Origin of the sequence: Marivirga lumbricoides (genome assembly GCF_014636295.1) — a bacterium.
Taxonomy (GTDB): domain Bacteria; phylum Bacteroidota; class Bacteroidia; order Cytophagales; family Cyclobacteriaceae; genus Marivirga; species Marivirga lumbricoides.
On the sequence record NZ_BMEC01000007.1, the window covers coordinates 297136 to 319502 of the forward strand.

Below are 22367 nucleotides of genomic sequence, written 5' to 3' on the forward strand. Positions count from 1 at the left end.
CTTTTATATTTGTCTCAATAATAACTTAAAACCCATAATGGATAAGTATTCATACATTGCTAATGCCCACGGTAACTATATAGACGAATTATACCAGTCTTATAAAAAAGATCCTCAATCAGTGGATGATTCCTGGCAGAGATTTTTCGAAGGCTTCGAGTTTTCTCAAAAAGATTTTAGTTCAAACGGATCCTCAATAGAGCAGGAGCACACAAAAGTTTCTTCTAAGGAAACTCATGTGCGTAACTTGATTCAAGCCTACCGAATGAGAGGCCACTTAAAGTCAAAAACCAATCCTGTCAGAGAAAGAAGAGCTCACGATGCAAGAATTAGCCTTGAAGAATTTGATCTTAAAGAGGCGGATTTGAAAGAAGAGTTTACTATTGGTTCAGAAATTGGAATTGGTAAAGCTTCCTTAAAAAATATACTTGATACCCTTGATAAAATATATATTGGCTCAATCGGATTTGAATACATGCATATCCGTGATCCTAAAATTATTGATTGGTTTATAGAAAAGGCTGAGAAGCCCAAAGGAAATTACCAACCCCCTAAAGAGGAAAAGAAAAGAATACTTTCTAAATTAAATGAGGCAGTTGTTTTTGAGCATTTTCTTCATACAAAATACATTGGTCAAAAGCGTTTCTCCCTTGAAGGCGGTGAAAATACTATTCCTTTCTTAGATAAAGTAATAAACAGAGCTTCTGAATTGGGTACAAAGGAAGCTGTAATAGGTATGGCGCATAGAGGTAGGTTAAATGTACTTGCCAATATTATGGGCAAAACATATGAGGAAATCTTCAATGAATTTGAAGGAAATACAGACCCAGACCTTACCATGGGTGATGGTGATGTGAAATATCATATGGGGTATTCCAGCCACATGGCTTCTACTTCAGGAAATAAAATTTATGTTAAATTAACTCCTAATCCATCTCACCTTGAAGCAGTAAATTCTGTGGTTCTTGGCTATACGAGGGCACAGATTGATGATGAGTATGATAAAGACGTAAATGCTGCTATGCCTATTTTAATTCATGGAGATGCAGCAGTTGCAGGGCAGGGTATTGTTTATGAAACTATTCAAATGTCTTTACTGGAAGGGTATTCAACTGGAGGAACTATTCATTTGGTCATTAATAACCAGGTTGGTTTTACTACAGATTATGATGATGCCAGATCAAGTATTTACTGTACTGATATTGCCAAAATGATTGATGCCCCCGTGCTTCATGTAAATGGTGATGATGCTGAAGCAGTAAATTTTGCTGCCAACTTAGCAGTGGAATACAGAGAGAAGTTCCATAAGGATATTTTTATAGATTTACTTTGCTACAGAAGGCACGGCCATAATGAGAGTGATGAACCAAAATTCACCCAGCCTAAGCTTTATAATAAAATTGCAAAGCACCCTAACCCACGGGAAGTTTATGTGAAGAAATTAACTGAAAGGGGCGATTTCGATTCTGCAACCATCAATGAAATGGAAGAGAATTTTAAAGCATTGCTTCAGGACAGACTAAACGAAGTGAAACAAAAGCCACTTCCGTATAAGCCGCAAAAAATAGAAGAAGAGTGGGAGCAGCTAAGAAGGGCTAAATCAGAAGACTTTCTAAAATCGCCTCAAACTGGAATTTCAGAAGAACTTCTTAATAAAATAGGTAAAGCTTTAACTACTCTCCCTAAAGGTTTTAAACCTCTAAAGCAGATTGACAAACTTTTTAAAGAAAGAAAGAAAAACTTCTTTGAGGAAAAGACTTTAAACTGGGCAGATGCTGAATTATTGGCTTATGGGTCTCTTTTAATGGACGGAAACATTGTACGTATGTCGGGTCAGGATGTGAAAAGAGGGACATTCTCGCACAGACATTCTTACGTGTTCGATGCAGAAACCAACGAGCCTTATTGCAACCTTGATCATATTGATGCCAATCAGAAAGAGAAGTTCAGAATTTATAATTCTCTCTTGTCAGAATTTGGAGTTTTAGGTTTTGAATATGGCTATGCAATGGCTACTCCTAATGCGTTGGTAATCTGGGAAGCTCAATTTGGTGATTTTGCTAATGGAGCCCAGGTAATGATTGATCAGTTTATCACTTCCGCTGAAAGTAAATGGCAAAGAATGAATGGTCTTGTAATGTTGCTTCCGCATGGTTACGAAGGCCAGGGACCGGAACATTCTAATGCTCGTCCGGAGAGATTTTTACAATTAGCAGCAGAGGAAAATTTAGTGGTTACCAACATTACTACGCCTGCTAACTTATTCCACATGTTCCGCAGACAAGTAGCCTGGGAATTTAGAAAACCATTAGTTCAATTTGCGCCTAAATCTTTGCTACGTCATCCTAAAGTGATTTCTCCAATTGAAGAGTTTACAAGCGGAGAATTCAAAGAAATATATACTGACCCTTATGTAACTAATAAGAATGTGAAAAGGGTATTGTTATGTACTGGCAAAATTTTCTACGATTTATTAGAAAAGCAGCAGGCTGACAAGAGAAAAGATGTAGCGATTATTCGAATTGAGCAGCTTCATCCGTTCCCAATGAATCAGGTTGATGAAGCGATGAAGAAATTTAATGGTCCTGAAATATTCTGGGTACAGGAAGAACCATCTAATATGGGTTACTGGACTTACATTTTAAGAACTATTACTGACAAAGGAGCAATTCAACTAATCTCCAGAAAATCCAGTGCTTCACCAGCTACAGGATATGCCAAAGTTCATAAAAAGGAGCAGGATGCCATTGTTGAGAAAGCATTTGAAACTAAGAAATAAAATTTTTACGCAACCGATAAAGAAATGAGTTTAGAAATAAAAGTTCCCGAAGTAGGTGAGTCGATTACCGAAGTTACTATAGCCAGTTGGTTAAAGAAAGATGGAGATTATGTGGAGCAGGATGAAATTATTGCTGAGTTGGAGTCCGACAAAGCTACTTTTGAGCTTCCGGCTGAAGCAGCAGGAGTGTTGAAAATTATTGCCAGTGAAGAGGATACCGTTGAGGTAGGAGCAGTGATATGCGAGATTGATACTGATGCTAAGGGAGGAGAGAAATCATCATCTTCTTCAGATAAAAAAGAGGATGTAAAGGCAGAGCCGAAGGAAACCAAGTCTGAAAAGAAGGAAGAAAGCAAGTCATCGGGATCAGGTTCCAGGAAAACAGGAGAAACTAAGGAAATGGTTGTGCCTACTGTTGGAGAGTCTATTACTGAAGTTACTATTAGCACCTGGTTGAAATCAGATGGTGATTATGTAGAGCTAGATGAAATTATTGCTGAGGTAGAATCTGATAAAGCTACTTTTGAACTTCCTGCTGAAGCGAATGGTATTCTGAAAATCGTAGCACAGGAAGGTGATACTTTAGAAATTGGAGCCACAATCTGTAATATTGAAGTGACGGAAGGTGGAGCGCCATCATCTGAGAAAAAAGAAAATGCTGATAGTGGTGAATCAAAATCAGCCGCGCCAACATCTTCTGATGAAACGTATGCATCAGGACATGCCAGCCCTGCTGCTGCTAAAATCCTGAAAGAAAAAGGAATTGACCCTTCAAATATTAAAGGTACCGGCAGAGATGGCCGAATTACCAAAGAAGATGCTGAGAATGCTGAAAAACAAGCATCCAAAGCTCCACAAGCTTCTAAGTCTGAAGAGAAAAAAGAAGATTCGAGTGCTTCAGCGCCTCAAACTTCTGGTGATCGTGACCAGCACAGGGAGAAAATGTCCAGCCTGAGAAAAACCGTAGCAAGAAGGCTGGTAAGTGTTAAGAATGAAACGGCAATGTTAACTACTTTTAATGAAGTAGATATGCAGCCTATCATGGATATTAGGAAAAAATATAAAGAGCAGTTTAAGGAAAAATATGAGGTTGGCTTAGGATTTATGTCATTCTTTACAAAAGCCTGTACTTTGGCATTGAAGGAGTGGCCTGCCGTAAATGCACAGATCGATGGAAACGAAATAGTTTACAATGACTATGTTGATATGTCTATTGCTGTTTCATCTCCTAAAGGTTTGGTGGTTCCGGTAATCAGAAATGCTGAAAAATTATCTTTCAATGAAGTAGAATCTGAAGTAATCAGACTGGCCAAAAAAGCAAGAGATGGTAAGTTGAGTATTGACGAAATGAGTGGCGGAACCTTTACTATCACCAATGGTGGTATTTTCGGTTCTATGCTTTCTACTCCTATTATTAATGCACCTCAGTCGGCAATATTAGGAATGCATAATATCGTAGAAAGGCCTGTGGCTATTAATGGCGAGGTTAAAATCAGACCTATTATGTATGTTGCACTAAGTTACGACCACCGAATTATTGATGGAAAAGAGTCAGTAAGCTTCTTATACAGAGTGAAGGAGTTATTGGAAGATCCGACCAGGTTGTTGTTGGGGATATAGTTTGATAGATGTGAGAACTGAGATATGGGAATTGAGATAGGACACATGCGAAATTAGCTTTTAAATAAGTAAGTCTAAAAGTGCATAATTATAAAGAATTAAAAATTTGGAGTCTGACAATTAAGCTTGCTGAGGAAGTATATGTACTTACTCAAAAATTTCCTGATGAGGAAAAGTTTGGCTTAAAATCTCAAATGAGGAGATGTGCTGTTTCAATTCCCTCAAACATTGCAGAGGGTGCTGGAAGGAATGGACAAAAAGAGTTCAAACAGTTTCTGGGAATAGCGTTAGGTTCATTATTCGAATTGGATACACAGGTGGAATTATCTTATAGCTTCAAGTATATATCTGAAGAGGATTATAATAGCCTGCAAGAAAGTATAACTCAAATCAGAAGAATGACATATTCATTTCAACAGAAATTAATTTAGTAGGAAAAAAATCTCAGTACTTTGTACTCAATACTTAGTACTTAAAAAAAAGGAAATATGAGCAAATATGATGTAACAGTGATCGGTTCAGGCCCGGGAGGATATGTAGCAGCAATTCGTTGTGCACAATTGGGAATGAAAACCGCCATTATAGAAAAATATAATACTTTAGGAGGTACCTGCTTAAATGTAGGATGTATACCTTCCAAAGCTTTGTTAGATTCTTCAGAGCACTATCACAATGCTGAAACTACTTTTAAAGAGCATGGTGTAAACCTAAGCAACCTGAAAGTTGATATCAAGCAGATGATTTCCAGAAAGGCTGATGTAGTGAAGCAAAATGTGGAGGGAATTGCTTTTCTGATGAAGAAAAATAAGATAGACGTACATACTGGAGTAGGATCTTTTGTGGATAAAAATACCATTAAAGTGACCGATTCAGAAGGTAAGGCATCCGAGATTTCGACCGATAAAGTGATTATTGCTACAGGCTCCAAACCGGTAGAACTACCCTTTGCTAAATTCGATAAAAAGCGAATTATAAGTAGTACTGAGGCTTTGGAATTGAAAGAAGTGCCTAAGCATATGGTAGTTATTGGTGGTGGAGTAATAGGCCTTGAGTTAGGATCTGTTTATAAAAGAATTGGTTCACAAGTAACAGTGATAGAATTTCTTGATAGCCTTATTCCTACTATGGATGGAACTATGGGCAAAGAAATGAAGAAGAGTATGAAAAAGCTCGGAATGGATGTGAAGTTGAAGCATAAAGTGACCAAGGTTGAAAATAAAGGCAAGGAAGTAGAAGTTACTTTTGAAACTGATAAGGGAGAGAGCCAAACAGTAAAAGCTGATTATTGCTTAGTTTCGGTAGGTCGTAAACCTTATACCCAGGGACTTAATCTGGAGAATGCAGGTTTAAAAACTGATGAAAAAGGAAGGATTCCTGTAGATGAACATTTGAAAACTGATGTGGACAATATTTATGCCATTGGTGATGTGGTGCGTGGCGCCATGTTAGCTCATAAAGCTGAGGAAGAAGGTGTTTTTGTAGCGGAAACAATGATGGGACAAAAACCACATATCCACTACAAATTGATTCCAAATGTTGTTTATACCTGGCCGGAAGTGGCTGGTGTTGGTTTCACTGAGGAAGAGTTGAAAGAAGAAGGTAGAGCTTACAAAACAGGTTCTTTTCCTTATAAAGCTTTAGGTAGAGCCAGAGCAAGTATGGATGTGGACGGTTTAGTGAAAGTACTGGCCGATAAAGAAACAGATGAAATACTTGGTATGCATATTATTGGTGCAAGGGCAGCAGATATGATTGCAACGGGTGTTACGGCTATGGAATTCAGAGCTTCAGCGGAAGATGTAGCTCGCATGTCACATGCTCACCCAACCTATATGGAAGCTGTAAAAGAAGCATGTTTGGCAGCTTCTGAAAACAGACCTATTCACATGTAATTTTTTATATTTCGTTTTGAAAGGAAATTGCGAAAGTAATTTCCTTTTTTTATTTCTACCCACCCGAGTATTTACACATTTATGAGTAGCTGGAAAAAATTATTTCATGAGTACCGCTATGTTTTAGGAATAGGTTTCCTGTTTGCTTACTTTTCAAGCTTTGGGCAAACCTTTTTAATATCTCTTTATATTCCATCAATAGAGGAGCTTTTAGGATTATCTAATGCCGGGATGGGCAGTTTATATGCTGGAGCTACCGTTGCCTCAGCTTTAACACTTCCTTACATGGGTAGTAGGTTTGATAGTATGAGTTTAGGGAAATATATGGCTATGATTTTAGGAGGGTTGCTTATTGCCCTACTATCGCTTTCTATATCTTCAAATATAGTTTTTGTAGGAATTAGCCTTTACTTGATGAGGCTCTTCGGACAGGGTTTAATGAGTCACACTGCTGTTTCTACCATGACGCGCTATTTTGAGAAAGATAGAGGTAAAGCTATTGGAATTGCTACAACCGGTCATCCTTTCGGGGAGGCAACCTTGCCTGTACTAATAACACTTTGTATAGGCTGGCTGGGTTGGCGAGGTTCATTGCAGTTAAATACATTATTTGTACTTCTAATTATAATGCCTTTAGTATATTTTCTTTATCAGAAGAAAAAAAAGCAAGAGGTAAAAACTAATTCAGTAATTTCAGTAGAACCTTCTGGAATAAAGAATTGGGACATTTTAAAACATAAGGCATTTTTAATAATTGCTCCTGCAGTCTTCACTTTAGGTTTTACTAACACCGCTATTTTCTTTTTTCAACTTAAACTAGGGGCTGCAAAAGGATGGAGTGCAGCATGGGTGTCCTCTTCATTGGCTGCTTTTGCCGGAGCTAGTGCTTTAGGAATGTTTTTAGCGGGGCCTTGGGTAGATAAACTAAGTGCTAAAAAGCTGTTTCCTTTTATTTTAATTCCCTATTTAATAGGTGTGCTGTCACTACTTATTACTGATGCTCCTTTTATTTATCCTGTAGCCTTGGCTTTTATGGGCTTTGCAAATGGCTCTGGAAGTACTGTGAAAAATGCTCTTTTTGCAGAAATCTTTGGTGTGGGAATTATTGGTAAAGTGAGAAGTTTATTTGTTACAGTAATGGTTTTAAGTACTGCCTTAGGTCCATTGTTCTTTGGAGTACTAGTGGATAGCGGTTACACTTTTGACCAGGTATTCTTGAGGAATGCCATTGGTATTTTTGTAGTGATCCTGATAAGTTTTAGGATTAGAAAGGTGAAAAAGGATAGAGAATAAAGCTGCTCAAAATGGATTTACTTTCTTATTGTAACAAGTTCAACTATTTTATTGCGTATTGTAAATAGCAAGGCTTTTTTCTATTGTTTTTGCTAATGCTACCTTATCATATTTTTCAATAGGATGTTTCATCTCATATATTTCATGATATTCAGCTAATTGTAAATGGTTTTTAGCCCAAATACTTTCTTCAGCAGAAACCATATGATCCTTTGAGCCCCTTGAGATTTTAACTGGAATATTAACAGCTTTAAGCTCATCACCTCTTAATAAAGCCTCATTGCCTAAACCTTCCATTAAGCTTTTAGTGCAAATAAGCAATTTCTGCCAGTCATTGTGCCTTCTTTCCAAGTCTTCGGCAAATGCAGGAACCTTCTCTATGATCTTTTCAGCATTCAACATTTTGGTTTCTTTTTCTGCTATTTCAGGGGACCACAAAAACTTAGTTCCTAATGTTTGTATCGATTGAAAATAATCAGGATAATTTGAGGCTGTGTAAAGTGCAACATAGCCTCCCATGCTATACCCAAAAACATGGCATCCTTTCAAATTATTATTATCGACAAAGCGAATCAATTCAACACTAAATTGCTCAATTGAAAAGTCTTTCTGAAAAGGTTGAATTCCATGTCCGGAAAATTCTAAAAAATAAGCGTCAACTTTTTGGGAAAAGGAACTTAGCAGTGCTTCAAATTGTGATTTGGAGCCTAGCGCACCATGCAGAATTAAAAGTTTTTCCATTCTGCAAATCTAGATATTGAATTTAGAAGCTGCAATTTTATGGCGTTACATGTAATTTCTTTTCAATTATAGCTGCATTTTTTAATGAAGTTTCCTGCTAAACATCATTATTTTCAGTGTGTTACATTTCCATTTTAAGGAATTTCCCGGTGTAACTGTCCTTTTTCTTTAAAATATTCTCAGGTGTACCTGTAAAAACTATGTTGCCACCTCCTTTTCCTCCCTCAGGCCCTAAATCTATTAAATGATCAGCCACTTTTATAACATCCATATTATGTTCAATAATCAATACTGAATTACCTTTATCCACCAGTTTTTGTAGTACATCTAGTAAATGCTGTATATCCTGAAAGTGTAAGCCTGTTGTTGGCTCATCTAAAATATAAAATGTATTTCCTGTGTCTTTTTTAGATAATTCGGTGGCTAGTTTTACTCGCTGAGCTTCTCCTCCTGAAAGGGTAGTGGCATGTTGGCCTATCGTAATATATCCCAAACCAACTTCAGCAAGTGTTTGAATTTTTCTCAAAATCTTTGGCTGATTTTCAAAGAATTCAACAGCTTGTTCTACCGTCATGTCAAGCACATCGGAAATAGATTTTCCTTTAAACCGTACTTCTAAAGTCTCACGATTATATCTTTTGCCTTTACAGGTTTCGCACGGAACGTGTACATCAGGAAGAAAGTCCATTTCAATAAGCTTCATTCCGCCTCCTTCACAAGTTTCACACCTGCCCTCTTTTACATTAAAAGAGAACCTTCCAGGTTTGTAACCTCTAATTTTAGCCTCTGGCAGATTACTGAATAAAGCACGTATGTCTGTGAAAACTCCTGTATAAGTTGCCGGATTAGATCTCGGAGTTCTGCCAATAGGTGATTGATCAACTTCAATAACTTTATCTAAATTCTCTAATCCCTTAATGCTTTTATGAGGCATTGGCTCACGCTTGGAGCGATAAAATTTCTGATTTAGAATGGGGTACAAAGTATCATGAATTAATGTGGATTTCCCACTACCGGATACTCCTGTTACACAAATCATGGTGCCTAAAGGAAAATCTACCGATACATTTTTAAGATTATTACCAGTTGCTCCTTTTAGTTCCAGCTTTTTACCATTGCCCTTCCTCCTTTGTTTAGGTACCTCAATAGATAAATCACCAGTTAAGTATTTTGAAGTTCTGCTTCCTTGTTTAAGAAAGCTTTCCGGGTTTCCTGCTGCCACTACCTTGCCGCCATGTCTGCCGGCACCGGGGCCAATATCCAGTATAAAATCTGAAGCCAGCATCATATCTTTATCATGCTCCACCACCATTACAGTATTACCCAAATCGCGTAATTCCTTTAAAGCAGAAATCAATTTCATATTGTCCCGCTGATGCAAACCTATACTTGGCTCATCCAGAATATAAAGCACTCCTACCAGCTGTGTACCTATTTGGGTGGCTAATCTTATCCTCTGAGCCTCACCACCGGAGAGTGTTTTTAATGTTCTGTTAAGTGAAAGGTAATCCAATCCTACATCAAGGAGAAAGCCTACTCTTTTTCTTACTTCTTTTAGAACTTCCGTGCCAATCACTTGCTGTTTATCCGTCAATCGCTCTTCAATATTTTCCAACCACTGACTTAATTCAGTGATACTCATCATTGCCAGTTCAGAAATATTCTTTTTATCAATAAGGAAATGAAGAGATTCCTTTTTTAATCTGTAACCGTGGCAATCAGGACAGGTTTGCACAATCGTATAGTCCTGCAACCAGTCCCTCATTTTGTCAGACCCGCCTTCTTGCTGCTTCTCAAGAAAATTGATAATACCTTCAAAACTAGTGGTCCATTTGGTGCCGGGGTGCTTGATAGACGGCACATCTACCTTCATTTTACTGCCATAAAGTAAAACATTAATCACTTCTTCAGGGAATTTTTCCAATGGGGTGGAAAGGCTAACTTTGGTATTTTTTAGGATAGCCTCAATTTTCTTAAAAATCCAGATGTCACGGTATTCGCCCAGGGGTGCTATTCCTCCTCGGCTAATGCTCAGTTTTGGGTCAGGGATGATCGATTCCTGTGTGATGTTTTCAATCTCTCCTAATCCATTGCAGGTAGGGCATGCTCCATATGGGGAGTTAAAAGAAAAGCTGTTTGGGGCTGGTTCATCATAGGCCAGGCCTGTTTCAGGATCCATCAAATTTTTAGAGAAATGCTGAATATTTCCTTCAGTGTCACGCACCATCATGATGCCATCACCATGCTTTAAGGCAGTTTTAACAGATTGTGTAATTCGGAAAGTGTCTTTTTCATCTACTACAATGCGATCTATCACTATTTCAATATCATGTGTTTTGTAGCGATCCACTTGCATGCGGTCATCAATATCCACAATCACACCATCAACTCTGGCTTTGGTAAATCCCATTTTCCGAATCTGTTGGAAGAGTTCTCTGTAGTGGCCTTTTCTACCTTTTACAACAGGTGCCAATATACTGAGTTTCGCCTGGTCAAAATCACTGATCAAGTGCGCAATGATCTGGTCTTCGGTTTGGCGCTGCATTTTTTTACCCGTATTGTAGGAGTAAGCTTCACCGGCCCTTGCATAAAGCACTCTAAGAAAATCGTAGATTTCAGTGAGCGTGCCCACTGTAGATCGTGGATTTTTGGAAGTCGTCTTTTGCTCGATAGAAATTACAGGAGAGAGTCCGTTAATTTTATCAACATCAGGTCTTTCCATATTGCCTATGAAGGAACGTGCGTAGGCAGAAAAACTTTCCATATAGCGTCTTTGGCCTTCTGCGTAGATGGTATCAAAAGCCAAACTGGATTTGCCGCTTCCACTAATACCTGTTATTACCACCAACTTGTTGCGGGGTATGGAGATATCAATGTTTTTTAAATTATGTTCTCTGGCACCAATTACTTCCAAAAATTCCTCCGAAGTAGCAAGTGTTTTATGATCAACAGCCTTAATGGCTTGTTCTGATGTGTTCATGAATATATTTTAGACTTAATGACCAATACCTTTTACTGAAAAACGGAAAAGGATTGAAATGGATTTCATTCATTGCACTAACCTGTAAATTTACAAATTATGCTACTCTATTGTTTAAAGATTTTGGATTTATATTATAGCAATGCATTGAGAAGTATGCATAAGAAATAGATTGGAAGAATACTGGTCTCAAGAAGTTTTGCTAAAAATTGAGGAGTGAGTTTTAACCCTTAGTAATCAGTGACTGGTAAAAGGGTGTAACTTTTTTATATTGAATAAAAACTTCATATATTTATATTTATGAAAAAAATAACTAAAGCACACATTATAAGTTTTTTTTGCAGGAATAATTTTTAGTGTGGCAATATCAGCAGCATTAGATTGGAAAGCTCATAAAGATGCTTTTGAAAAAGGTGTTGATAAAGGTTACAAAGCAGCAACAAAATAATATCAAAATTATGAAAACTACCCCCCATCAATAAAAGCCAGTTATCAATAGGTATAAAAATGCTTTTCGGAGCTATAGCTATGTTTTTTAGCCTTTACTTTATTGGCTATTATATTCTCTAAGAGTATTTCTAAACCAAAATTTCTCAAAATCGGCTTATTGATTTCAATCGTCACAATAATGGCTTTTTACTTTGGTAAAGATGCTGGAAGGATCATATCTTACCTATTTTCATAGAAACTAGGATAAGATTCAAGCATCAAAGTTTCTTTTTCATTGAGAGAATAATAAATATTATACCTACAAGTATAAAAGGAATGCTCAGCCATTGTCCCATATTCAACACCATATCAGCCTCGAAATCGGATTGATCAGCTTTTACAAATTCAATCAGAAATCTTGCAATAAATATTCCCACCAGCATGAGTCCAAAAATAAATCCTTCTTTCACTTTTTGACTTCTGTCTATTATAAACAGTATAACAAATAATATTAAATAGCAGATTGCCTCATAGAGTTGTGCGGGGTGTCTTGGTTGCAGGTCTACCTGTTCAAATATAAAAGCCCATGAAACATCAGTGGGATTGCCTAAAATCTCAGAATTCATGAGATTACCTAAACGAATGCATGCTCCTGCTAAAGGAGTTACAAGTGCAATGGTATCAATCAGCCATAGTTTTTTTAGATTGTATTTCCTGGCAAATATGATTAAAGCAATTATTACCCCTAAACCTCCACCATGGCTGGCAAGGCCTTGAAAACCTATGAATTCAAAATGGGGGCTGAACCGAAAAGGGAGAAATATTTCAAGTAAATGATTAGAGAAATAATCCCAATCATAAAAGAGGCAATGAACCAATCGTGCTCCAATGATTGTGGCCACCACCAGATATACTGCAAGGTTGTCGAGCAATTTCGTGTCGATTTCAGCACGCTTAAACCTCCATTTTACAAATTGGTAACCCAGTACAAAACCTAAACCAAAGAGAACAGAGTACCACCTTAATTGATAGAATCCAAGATCTAAAAGTGTTCCATCAGGATTCCAAATAATGTAATTGAGCATGAATGATATTGAAGTTTTGAGGAAATTAGAAAATTATTTTGAACTAATTGCAAATAACATTTTAAATGATTGTACAGTAAGTTAATGCTTAGGTAATGAAAGCGGTCGGTTAATACTTTCTTCCAAAGATATAAAAGTCTCTGTTCTTTCTATTCCTTCTATGGGTTGAATCTTGTCGTGAAGAATATTTTTTAAGTGGCTAGTGTCTTTGCATACAATTTTAACGAACATTGAATAAGCACCTGTTGTATAATGGCAATCAATAATTTCAGGAATAGCTTTTAAGGCGGTTACTACATCATCGTAAAGGGAGCTTTTTTGAAGATATACGCCCAGGAATGCAGTAATGTCCATTCCAAGTTTAGCTAAATCTACCTGAAGTTGGGCATTCTTAATTAACCCTAACTTTTCCATTTTTCTCATTCTTACGTGCACTGTACCTGGCGAAACAAACACTTCTTCCGCGACCTCAGTAAAAGGTCGCCTTGCATCATGCATGAGGATGTTTAAAATCGCTAAATCTGTATTGTCAAGTTGATAATTTTCTTCCATAATTAAATATCTATTTTGCTTATTAATCAATAAATATATGTTAAAATTATGATATCTGTATAAATTATCAAATAATATTAAATTTTATTTAACGTATTGATCTTTTTATTACCTTTGAAATATCAGAAAGGCAGAAAGTGCTAACTGAATCATAAAATTGTAGGGTGATGAAACTGGCAGACATGCCCTCCTGTCTCGGGGGTGGAGGTTTTGGATAAAGCCTGGTGGTTTCACGATAATTTGCTTCGGCAGTTTATCGTGATAGCCGGGTCTAACTACTCCGTGAAGGTTCGACTCCTTCCCTTACAGCAAAAGCTTACCGAAAGGGTAGGTTTTAATTAGGTTTAAAAATTGTAAGGTGATGAAACTGGCAGACATGCCCTCCTGTCTCGGGGGTGGAGGTTTTGGATAAAACCTGGTGGATTCACGATAATTTGCTTAGGCAGTTTATCGTGATTACCGGGTCTAACTACTCCGTGAAGGTTCGACTCCTTCCCTTACAGCAAAAGCTCACCGGAAGGGTAGGTTTTAATTAGGTTTAAAAATTGTAAGGTGATGAAACTGGCAGACATGCCCTCCTGTCTCGGGGGTGGAGGTTTTGGATAAAGCCTGGTGGATTCACGATAATTTGCTTCGGCAGTTTATCGTGATTGCCGGGTCTAACTACTCCGTGAAGGTTCGACTCCTTCCCTTACAGCAAAAGCTTATCGAAAGGGTAGGTTTTAATTAGGTTTAAAAATTGTAAGGTGATGAAACTGGCAGACATGCCCTCCTGTCTCGGGGGTGGAGGTTTTGGGATAAAGCCTGGTGGTTTCACGATAATTTGCTTCGCAGTTTATCGTGATTACCAGGTCTAACTACTTCGTGAAGGTTCGACTCCTTCCTCTACAGCAATAGCTCACCGAAAGGGTAGCTTTAAGATTTAAAAATTGTAAGGTGATGAAACTGGCAGACATGCCCTCCTGTCTCGGGGGTGGAGGTTTTGGATAAAGCCTGGTGGTTTCACGATAATTTGCTTAGGCAGTTTATCGTGATTACCAGGTCTAACTACTTCGTGAAGGTTCGACTCCTTCCTCTACAGCAATAGCTCACCGAAAGGGTAGCTTTAAGATTTAAAAATTGTAAGGTGATGAAACTGGCAGACATGCCCTCCTGTCTCGGGGGTGGAGGTTTTGGATAAAGCCTGGTGGTTTCACGATAATTTGCTTAGGCAGTTTATCGTGATTTCCGGGTCTAACTGCTTCATGAAGGTTCGACTCCTTCCCTTACAGCTAAATATAATAAGCCTCTGTATTTAATAATATGGAGGCTTTTTATTTGTTAAATTCTTATTCTAATTACCTGTATAAGTAAATCGCATCTGCATTTGCTTTACTCATTTTGCAGGTCTGTACACCTTGAGCGATAAAATTGAAAAGGACTTCTTTTCCCAATTCCAAATCACATACTATAAAGTGAATCTCTTCATTTACATTTAATAATGAAATACGCTGTAAATTGGCAATTCCGATTTTCCATTCGGATGCAGGAGCTTCACTTTGTTCAATGATAGTAGCTAATTTTTCAATGATTGCTTCTTTATCAATAGTTGTCGTATGCATGATATTTCTATTATTGTTATTGTAAAAATCACCATAAATTAATATTATTCAAATTATTAAAAGATATTGTCGTTTAAGTGCAATAAATCTTGTATAAGTATAGTGATATAGAGGATGTAATAGGTTCTGTTACAATGTAATATTAATACTGATAATAGATTAAAAGGGGGCAGAAGTGGGGTTACTAACTAGTGGATTTAGAGGCTGGAAGATAAGTATAGCTAAATAATTTAACAGAGAAAGAAAGTGTTTTAGCCCTCTCAAGAGAAGGCAAAAAAAAAGGCTGATTAATCAGCCTTTTTTTTATCTTCTTTATTTTCAGGACTATCGTCCTTCTTCTTCTTTTTCTGCTTAATGAAAAGCTTATCACTTTTACCATCATGATCGGCAATAATGGAATCACCCACTTTAATGTTTTCGCTAAGAATTTCCTCAGCTACTAAATCTTCAAGGTACTTCTGTATGGCGCGATTTAATGGTCTTGCACCGTATTGCTGATCATACCCTTTTTCAGATAGAAAATCTTTTGCTTTTTCAGTCAGTTCGATGTCATAACCTAATGATAACATTCTATCAAAAACTTTCTTTAATGAAAGGTCAATGATTTTATGAAGATGTTCTCTTTCCAGACTATTGAAAACAATCACATCATCTAATCTATTTAAAAATTCAGGACTAAATGCTTTTTTCAATGCATTCTGGATAGTTGACTTCATTGCATCATTAGAGCTATTTAGTTTCTCCTGTGTAGCAAAGCCAATTCCAGCTCCAAAATCTTTCAGATCACGAACTCCAATATTAGAGGTCATGATGATGATTGTATTACGGAAATCCACCCTTCTGCCTAATCCATCAGTCAGGATTCCATCGTCTAGCACCTGAAGTAAAATATTAAACACATCAGGGTGCGCTTTTTCAATCTCATCCAGCAATACGACTGAGTAAGGCTTACGTCTCACTTTTTCTGTAAGCTGACCACCTTCTTCATATCCTATATATCCCGGAGGCGCTCCTACAAGTCTGGACACGGAGAATTTCTCCATATACTCACTCATATCTATCCTGATTAAAGCATCTTCCTTATCAAACAGATACATAGAAAGTACTTTAGCCAATTCGGTTTTACCTACACCTGTTGGTCCTAAGAATACGAAGGAACCAATTGGTTTTTTCGGGTCTTTTAACCCGATCCTTGTTCTTTGAATGGCTTTTGAAAGTTTTACTATGGCTTCATCCTGACCAATTACCTGACCTTTTAAGTCTTCGCCCATACCTTTAAGTTTAGCTCCTTCATTTTGAGCCACTCTTTTGGTAGGAACTCCGGTCATCATAGCTATCACTTCAGCCACATTATCTTCTGTTACTTTATAACGCTTGCTCTTTGTTTCTTCTTCCCAGTTTCTTTTAGCGTTTTCAAGTTCATCCAATAATTTCTTCTCACTATCTCTTAATCTGGCAGCCTCTTCATACTTTTGGCTTCTTACCACCAAATTCTTTTCTTTCTTTACATCTTCAATGGCTGCTTCAAGCTTCACAATTTCTTCAGGTACATGAATATTATTGATGTGAACTCTTGCGCCAGCTTCATCCATTACATCTATTGCTTTATCAGGAAGAAATCTGTCAGAAATATATCTGTCGCTTAGTTTAACACAAGCTTCAATGGCTTCTTTAGTAAAGTTTACATTGTGGTGGTCTTCATACTTGTCTTTTATATTATCAAGTATTTCCATAGTTTCCTCTACAGTGGTAGCATCAATCATTACCATCTGGAAACGTCTGGCCAGTGCACCATCTTTTTCAATATATTGTCTGTACTCATCTAAAGTAGTGGCACCGATGCATTGTATCTCGCCCCTTGCCAAAGCAGGTTTAAACATGTTGCTGGCATCTAGTGAGCCTGAAGCACCACCTGCCCCAACAATGGTGTGAAGTTCGTCAATAAAAAGAATCACATTTGGAGATTTTTCCAATTCGTTCATCACAGCTTTCATTCGCTCCTCAAACTGACCTCTGTATTTTGTGCCAGCTACTAAAGAAGCTAAATCCAATGTAACTACTCTTTTATTAAATAAAACGCGTGAAACTTTTCTTTGAATAATTCTCAAGGCAAGACCTTCAGCAATAGCTGTTTTACCTACACCAGGTTCACCTATTAAGATAGGATTATTCTTTTTTCTTCGGGAAAGTATCTGTGCTACTCTCTCAATTTCTTTTTCACGGCCTACAATAGGGTCAAGCTTATCTTCTTCGGCTAATTTTGTTAAATCTCTGCCAAAGTTATCTAAAACAGGGGTTTTAGATTTTTCTGCAGTTTTGCTGCCTGAGCTGCTGCCTGACTCTCTTGATCCTCCTCCAAATAATTTGCTGGAGTCCTCATCGCTATCATCTGTATCGGATGATGCCATAGGATTTTGAGTTTGATATTCAAGTAATTCTTTAATTACATCATAATTTACATCAAACTTATCCATTACCTGCGAGGCTATATTGTCCTCATCTCTTAAAATAGAAAGTAATAAGTGCTCTGTACCGATTAGCTGACTTTTAAATATTTTAGCTTCAAGGTAAGTGATCTTTAATACTTTTTCTGATTGCTTGGTTAATGGTATATTAGCCAGGTTTTTCACATTATTGGTAGCTGTTCCTCTTGTGCTTCTTTCCAATTCTCCCCTTAACTCATCCAAAGAAATCCCCAGTTTCTTCAACAGGCTAATGGCTACGCCTTCACCTTCTCTTACCATTCCCAATAATAAATGTTCTGTACCTATATAATCATGCCCAAGACGTAAAGCTTCCTCGCGACTTAGAGAAATCACTTCCTTTACTCTATTTGAAAATTTTGCTTCCATAATTCTATCTCCTCGTGTTAGAAATTCATGTATTGCTATGTACAACACAATGTAACGATATTAAAAACTAAATAAAAAAACTAAAGTTTTAAATTTATATAAACTGCTGTAAGTGTGATGTAATATTATTTGTTTGTTAGAGTTTGTGCCACACTTTATATTCTTTTTGTTTGAAAATATTTCAACGTAATATTTAAATAATAACGAAGAAAATTCTCTTATATACCTACTTTTGACGCCTTAATGACATTTAAGGCATTTGATCCTTCATTCATCAGTAAATCTATAATGCTTAAATTTTTCTCAAAAGTGTTGCCAAAGTTTTGATAATATTGCTGCGGGCGAAAATTATTCTGTATAAACTCTGGTTTCTTAGGAGATATTAACGATCTGGCATCAATAACGTTATTTTTTGTTTCTTTATCAAAACATGTTGTTTCAGTTATTTTGATGGGTAATTGCATGATTTTCAGACACTTTGTCAGTAGATCAAGGTTAAAGTCCCATAAAAAGCTGTATTTGCCCTGAAAAATTGGCTCGAATTCATCGGAAAAAAATTCAAAAAAAGGTGTTTTTCCATAGCAGGTTCTGATTGTGCGCCAGTGTTTTACCTGCCATGGCTGCTCATTATCTATCTTAATATCTTTTGTTTTAATTTTTTTATTTGCCCCTTTTAATGGAATGGTGAGTGTATCTACCTGCTGAGATGACAGTATCTGACAGCGATTTCTAAAAGTTTGCTTTTCAAAATTCTCACAGGCTTCTAATAGCAGTTCATCTGCTGCTGCCACATATGAAAAAAAAGCAATTGGAGGAAGGTATTGTGTTTCTATTAACAGGCTCGCCATTAATTAATTTTTGTTAGTGTGCTAAAGATACGAGCATTGGGAAATCTACTCTAACTTTATCTCATATTTAATGAATCAGTTCACCTAAGCCTTCTCTTACAATTACGGCTGGTTCAACGGTGCAATCTACAATAGTTGAAGGGGTGTTTTTTCCAAAATCGCCATCTATTACCACATCCACCAGGTTTTTGAACGATTCATATATTTCCTCCGGATCAGTGGGATACTCTACAATGTCGTCATCATCTTTTATTGAAGTGGTGATAAGCGGGTTGCCTAAGTGTTTTACAATACTTAATGGGATATTATGTTTTGGAATTCTTATCCCTACGGTTTTTTTATTAGCGTTTACTATTTTTGGCACATTGCTGTTGGCTGGTAAAATAAAAGTGAAAGGCCCCGGTAAGTTTTTCTTCATCAATTTAAAGGTGGGTGTGGAAAGATTTTTTACATAGTCGGAAATGTGGCTCATGTCTTCACAAATAAATGACAAATTGATTTTTCCAGGCTTAATTCCTTTAACCCAGCACAGTTTGTCTATCGCCTTTCTGTTGGTTAAATCACATCCCAAACCGTAGATAGTGTCCGTGGGATAGATGATTACTGCCCCGTTTTTTAAAAGCTCAACAATATGTTTGATTTTTCTTTCATCGGGATTTTCTTCGTATAATTTTATAAATTCTGCAGCCATACACAATTATACTAAAAATGTATTAAATGTGTTTTGTTAATCCCAAAAACAAAATCCTTAAATTTGCATTCTAAATTTGAAAACTGGCTTCATGGAACGGTGACCACTGGAAATAAAATTGTAACGAAGGTCATCATCCGGGCTTTTTGATTAGTTAATTTTAAACCTAAAAAAAATACTAGGTATTGTGATATCTGCAACCCCTTCTGTTGATGTGGTGCTTCTGACTATTAAATGAATAAGCTAATAATATACTTTATATGAATAAAAATAATTTTCTGATTGGGTTGGTAATCGTATCATCCATCTTAATTACCTCTTTTGCCTTTTACTTCTACCAGGTTTTTTTTACTGAAAATATATTAGTTGATAAGGGAGATCAACTCATTGTTATTGATGAGAATATGACCTTTAAAGACTTGCAAGATAAAGTTTACGATGAGGGTATAGTAAACGATATGCTTTCTTTTAGCTTTGTAGCTAAAGTGCTGGATTATCAGGAAAATATAAAGCCGGGATTATACCTTCTGGAGAAAGATATGACTAACCTGCAAGCTATCAGGTTATTACGCTCAGGAAGGCAAACTCCTACTGAAATTACATTTAATAATGTGAGACTGAAATCAGAGCTGGCAGGTAAAATTACGGATGATGTAAGTGCGGATTCTCTGTCTTTTTTGAACCTCTTAAATAATGATTCAATCATCAATAATGCAGGCTTCACTGTAGATAATATCATGACTATGTTCATCCCTAATACTTATGAAGTTTACTATACTATTTCAGCACAGGGTATTTTTGACAGAATGCACTCTGAATATGAAAAATTTTGGACTGCTGAACGAAAAGCAAAGGCAAAGGCAATTGGTTTAACACCCATTGAAGTGAGTATTTTGGCTTCAATTGTTCAGGCAGAAAGCATCAAGTCTGACGAAAGACCAAAAATTGCAGGTGTCTATTTAAACAGATTGGAAAGAAATATGGCTTTACAGGCGGATCCGGCTCTGGTATTTGCCATTGGTGATTTTACTATTAAGAGAGTACTTAATGTACATAAGGAAGTAGATTCTCCCTACAATCTCTACAGGTTTACAGGCTTGCCTCCGGGTCCTATTAATTTACCTGAGATTAATTCAATTGACGCGGTGTTGAATGCTCAGAATCATAAATACCTTTACTTCTGTGCTAAGTCAGATTTTTCAGGTTATCATGCATTTGCAACCAACCTGGTGGAACATAACAAAAATGCAAGGGAATATCAGAGAGCTTTAAATCAGGCAAATATTTACAAATAAGAAGCATGTACGAGTTTGAACATAGATTGCGGGTAAGATATGCTGAAACTGATCAGATGGGATACTGCTATTATGGAAATTATTCTACATTTTATGAAGTAGCCAGAGCGGAATCTATCAGAAGCTTAGGCCTTACTTATAAACAGATTGAGGAAGAAGGGGTGATAATGCCTGTGTTTGAAAATTACTCTAAATACTACAAGCCGGCTTTGTATGATGATGAGCTTATAATAAGGGTATTAATTAAAGAGAAACCTGGTGTAAAAGTAAAATATGAGTATGAAATACTGAAGGAAGGAAGTATCATTCATAAAGGTTATACGGTGCTCGTCTTTGTAGATAAAAGTACTGGTAAACCTTGTCATATACCGGCCATTTTATCTGATATATTAAATCCTTATTTTGATGAAGATTAAATATGCCAGAATCATATTGTCAATACCATTTGTCAGGAGCTTTATACACTTTTTAAAAAACACGTATCATGAAAAAAGTGGAGTTTCTTATTTCATGATTTACAGGATTTTCATGGATGAAATGAAAACCAACCATATTATGGAGAGGTCCAATAATATAGCTTTTCAATTTACGCTCGCTATTTTTCCTGCTATTATCTTTCTTTTTACTTTAATTCCTGAGTTACCCATTGATAATTTAACGGAGGAGGTGATGAATCTGCTACAGGAAACTATGCCGCGTTCAGTTTACAGTGAAGCTGAGGCAACTATTGCAGATATTCTTTCTAAATCACGAGGAGGGCTCCTATCCTTTGGTTTTTTGGCAGCTTTGTATTTTGCAACAAATGGTACTACTGCTTTAATGCAGGCCTTCAATAAAACTTATAGAACAAAAGAAAGCAGAGGTTTTTTTAAATCAAAGCTAGTAGCAATATCACTTACCTTTCTGTTAGCATTTGTACTTTTTACCTCCATTTTGTTACTTATTGTGGCGCAGCAGGTGTTGAATTTCATTCAGGAGCTTGGTCTTATTAACGATGATTTTATTATTTATTTATTTATTGCTTTAAGGTTTTTAGTAATTTTCTTTCTGTTTCAAATTGCCATTTCAGTTATTTATTATTTAGCGCCTGCAGTGGAGGAAAAATGGCATTTCTTTAATGTGGGTTCTGTGCTGGCTACAGCTTTATGTCTTGCTATTTCATTCGGTTTCTCCTTTTACATTAATAATTTCGGGACATACAATAAGCTTTACGGTTCCATTGGTGCCCTAATTGCTTTAATGATCTGGTTTTCTATTTTATCATTATTTTTGATTGTGGGTTTTGAGCTGAATGTGAGTCTGGCAAGAGCCAAGAACAAAGAATTTCCTAAGGTTTAATTATTTTTTACGAAAAGCTTTTGCTTAAAATAAAAAACCAATACATTTGCATTCCAATTCGGAAAAGGATTCCGAAAAACAAGTATAGAGGAGTGGCAGAGTGGTCGATCGCGTTGGTCTTGAAAACCAATGTACCGCGAGGTACCGGGGGTTCGAATCCCTCCTCCTCTGCAGATTTAACCCTGATAACTAAAGTTGTCAGGTTTTTTTTTGTGTCTTTTAATGGATCAATCTGAATTCCAATGGATCAATCTGAAAATCTGGGGATTTATAGATGAAGGATTAACTTTGCACAAAAAAAAAGTTAAAGTGGATCAGGGTTTAATTGAGTTGTTTTTGCCTGAAGGCATTCTTGAGTACTTCCAGGTTAC

Annotated in this window: 16 protein-coding genes and 1 tRNA gene; 9 read left to right on the forward strand and 8 right to left on the reverse strand. The window is 36.7% G+C overall.

Annotation, left to right across the window (positions count from 1 at the left end):
- Positions 1–37 precede the first annotated feature (37 nt).
- From IEV85_RS12650 to IEV85_RS12670, 5 genes are all read left to right on the forward strand, one after another.
- Entirely contained in the window at positions 38–2779 is a 2742-nt protein-coding gene (locus IEV85_RS12650; protein WP_188463868.1) for a 2-oxoglutarate dehydrogenase E1 component, read from the forward strand.
- Between the two features lie 24 nt (positions 2780–2803).
- On the forward strand, positions 2804–4399 hold the full coding sequence (gene odhB / locus IEV85_RS12655; RefSeq protein ID WP_188463870.1) for a 2-oxoglutarate dehydrogenase complex dihydrolipoyllysine-residue succinyltransferase: 1596 nt from the start codon (positions 2804–2806) through the stop codon (positions 4397–4399).
- A gap of 80 nt (positions 4400–4479) precedes the next feature.
- Positions 4480–4830, forward strand: coding sequence for a four helix bundle protein (locus IEV85_RS12660; protein ID WP_188463871.1), 351 nt, complete (start codon positions 4480–4482; stop codon positions 4828–4830).
- Between the two features lie 57 nt (positions 4831–4887).
- Positions 4888–6291, forward strand: coding sequence for a dihydrolipoyl dehydrogenase (lpdA, locus tag IEV85_RS12665; protein WP_188463873.1), 1404 nt, complete (start codon positions 4888–4890; stop codon positions 6289–6291).
- 81 nt (positions 6292–6372) lie between these two features.
- On the forward strand, positions 6373–7584 hold the full coding sequence (locus IEV85_RS12670; RefSeq protein ID WP_188463875.1) for an MFS transporter: 1212 nt from the start codon (positions 6373–6375) through the stop codon (positions 7582–7584).
- Between the two features lie 48 nt (positions 7585–7632).
- Here IEV85_RS12670 and IEV85_RS12675 read toward each other — a convergent pair whose 3' ends face one another.
- From IEV85_RS12675 to IEV85_RS12710, 8 genes are all read right to left on the reverse strand, one after another.
- Entirely contained in the window at positions 7633–8325 is a 693-nt protein-coding gene (locus tag IEV85_RS12675) for an alpha/beta fold hydrolase (RefSeq protein ID WP_188463877.1), read from the reverse strand.
- Positions 8326–8446: 121 nt separating this feature from the next.
- On the reverse strand, positions 8447–11305 hold the full coding sequence (gene uvrA, locus IEV85_RS12680) for an excinuclease ABC subunit UvrA (RefSeq protein WP_188463879.1): 2859 nt from the start codon (positions 11303–11305) through the stop codon (positions 8447–8449).
- Positions 11306–12012: 707 nt separating this feature from the next.
- Positions 12013–12819, reverse strand: a complete 807-nt coding sequence (gene lgt / locus IEV85_RS12685) for a prolipoprotein diacylglyceryl transferase (RefSeq protein WP_188463881.1) — start codon at positions 12817–12819, stop codon at positions 12013–12015.
- A gap of 81 nt (positions 12820–12900) precedes the next feature.
- The gene (locus IEV85_RS12690) at positions 12901–13371 is read right to left on the reverse strand and encodes an Lrp/AsnC ligand binding domain-containing protein (RefSeq protein WP_188463883.1); all 471 of its coding nucleotides are present in this window, start codon (positions 13369–13371) and stop codon (positions 12901–12903) included.
- 1337 nt (positions 13372–14708) lie between these two features.
- A complete protein-coding gene (locus tag IEV85_RS12695) occupies positions 14709–14972 on the reverse strand; it encodes a hypothetical protein (RefSeq protein ID WP_188463885.1) in 264 nt (87 codons plus the stop codon).
- Positions 14973–15259: 287 nt separating this feature from the next.
- Complete coding sequence (locus tag IEV85_RS12700; RefSeq protein ID WP_188463887.1) at positions 15260–17824, reverse strand: ATP-dependent Clp protease ATP-binding subunit; 2565 nt, start codon at positions 17822–17824, stop codon at positions 15260–15262.
- A 218-nt stretch (positions 17825–18042) separates the two neighbouring features.
- Positions 18043–18672 (reverse strand): WbqC family protein, encoded by a 630-nt coding sequence (locus IEV85_RS12705; protein ID WP_188463889.1) that lies wholly within the window; start codon positions 18670–18672, stop codon positions 18043–18045.
- A gap of 67 nt (positions 18673–18739) precedes the next feature.
- On the reverse strand, positions 18740–19363 hold the full coding sequence (locus IEV85_RS12710) for an L-threonylcarbamoyladenylate synthase (protein WP_188463891.1): 624 nt from the start codon (positions 19361–19363) through the stop codon (positions 18740–18742).
- Positions 19364–19623: 260 nt separating this feature from the next.
- On the opposite strand from IEV85_RS12710, the gene mltG reads away from it, so the two are divergent.
- The 4 genes from mltG (at position 19624) to IEV85_RS12730 (ending at position 22167) form a co-directional block, all read left to right on the forward strand.
- Positions 19624–20658: an endolytic transglycosylase MltG gene (mltG, locus tag IEV85_RS12715; RefSeq protein WP_188463893.1), complete on the forward strand. Its 1035-nt coding sequence runs from the start codon at positions 19624–19626 to the stop codon at positions 20656–20658.
- A gap of 5 nt (positions 20659–20663) precedes the next feature.
- A complete protein-coding gene (locus tag IEV85_RS12720; protein WP_188463895.1) occupies positions 20664–21074 on the forward strand; it encodes an acyl-CoA thioesterase in 411 nt (136 codons plus the stop codon).
- Positions 21064–21996: a YhjD/YihY/BrkB family envelope integrity protein gene (locus tag IEV85_RS12725; RefSeq protein WP_188463897.1), complete on the forward strand. Its 933-nt coding sequence runs from the start codon at positions 21064–21066 to the stop codon at positions 21994–21996. The genes IEV85_RS12720 and IEV85_RS12725 overlap by 11 nt, the downstream gene beginning before the upstream one ends.
- An 86-nt stretch (positions 21997–22082) precedes the next feature.
- Positions 22083–22167: transfer RNA gene (locus IEV85_RS12730), tRNA-Ser, on the forward strand.
- Positions 22168–22367: the final 200 nt, after the last annotated feature.

Excerpts from the sequence above, each read along its gene's own strand:
- lgt (WP_188463881.1), bottom strand. The coding sequence starts at position 12,819 with ATGCTCAATTACATTATTTGGAATCCTGATGGAACACTTTTAGATCTT.
- IEV85_RS12705 (WP_188463889.1), bottom strand. The coding sequence starts at position 18,672 with ATGGCGAGCCTGTTAATAGAAACACAATACCTTCCTCCAATTGCTTTT.
- mltG (WP_188463893.1), top strand. The coding sequence starts at position 19,624 with ATGAATAAAAATAATTTTCTGATTGGGTTGGTAATCGTATCATCCATC.
- uvrA (WP_188463879.1), bottom strand. The coding sequence starts at position 11,305 with ATGAACACATCAGAACAAGCCATTAAGGCTGTTGATCATAAAACACTT.
- IEV85_RS12725 (WP_188463897.1), top strand. The coding sequence starts at position 21,064 with ATGAAGATTAAATATGCCAGAATCATATTGTCAATACCATTTGTCAGG.
- IEV85_RS12720 (WP_188463895.1), top strand. The coding sequence starts at position 20,664 with ATGTACGAGTTTGAACATAGATTGCGGGTAAGATATGCTGAAACTGAT.
- lpdA (WP_188463873.1), top strand. The coding sequence starts at position 4,888 with ATGAGCAAATATGATGTAACAGTGATCGGTTCAGGCCCGGGAGGATAT.
- IEV85_RS12675 (WP_188463877.1), bottom strand. The coding sequence starts at position 8,325 with ATGGAAAAACTTTTAATTCTGCATGGTGCGCTAGGCTCCAAATCACAA.
- IEV85_RS12710 (WP_188463891.1), bottom strand. The coding sequence starts at position 19,363 with ATGGCTGCAGAATTTATAAAATTATACGAAGAAAATCCCGATGAAAGA.
- odhB (WP_188463870.1), top strand. The coding sequence starts at position 2,804 with ATGAGTTTAGAAATAAAAGTTCCCGAAGTAGGTGAGTCGATTACCGAA.
- IEV85_RS12695 (WP_188463885.1), bottom strand. The coding sequence starts at position 14,972 with ATGCATACGACAACTATTGATAAAGAAGCAATCATTGAAAAATTAGCT.
- IEV85_RS12670 (WP_188463875.1), top strand. The coding sequence starts at position 6,373 with ATGAGTAGCTGGAAAAAATTATTTCATGAGTACCGCTATGTTTTAGGA.
- IEV85_RS12690 (WP_188463883.1), bottom strand. The coding sequence starts at position 13,371 with ATGGAAGAAAATTATCAACTTGACAATACAGATTTAGCGATTTTAAAC.
- IEV85_RS12650 (WP_188463868.1), top strand. The coding sequence starts at position 38 with ATGGATAAGTATTCATACATTGCTAATGCCCACGGTAACTATATAGAC.
- IEV85_RS12700 (WP_188463887.1), bottom strand. The coding sequence starts at position 17,824 with ATGGAAGCAAAATTTTCAAATAGAGTAAAGGAAGTGATTTCTCTAAGT.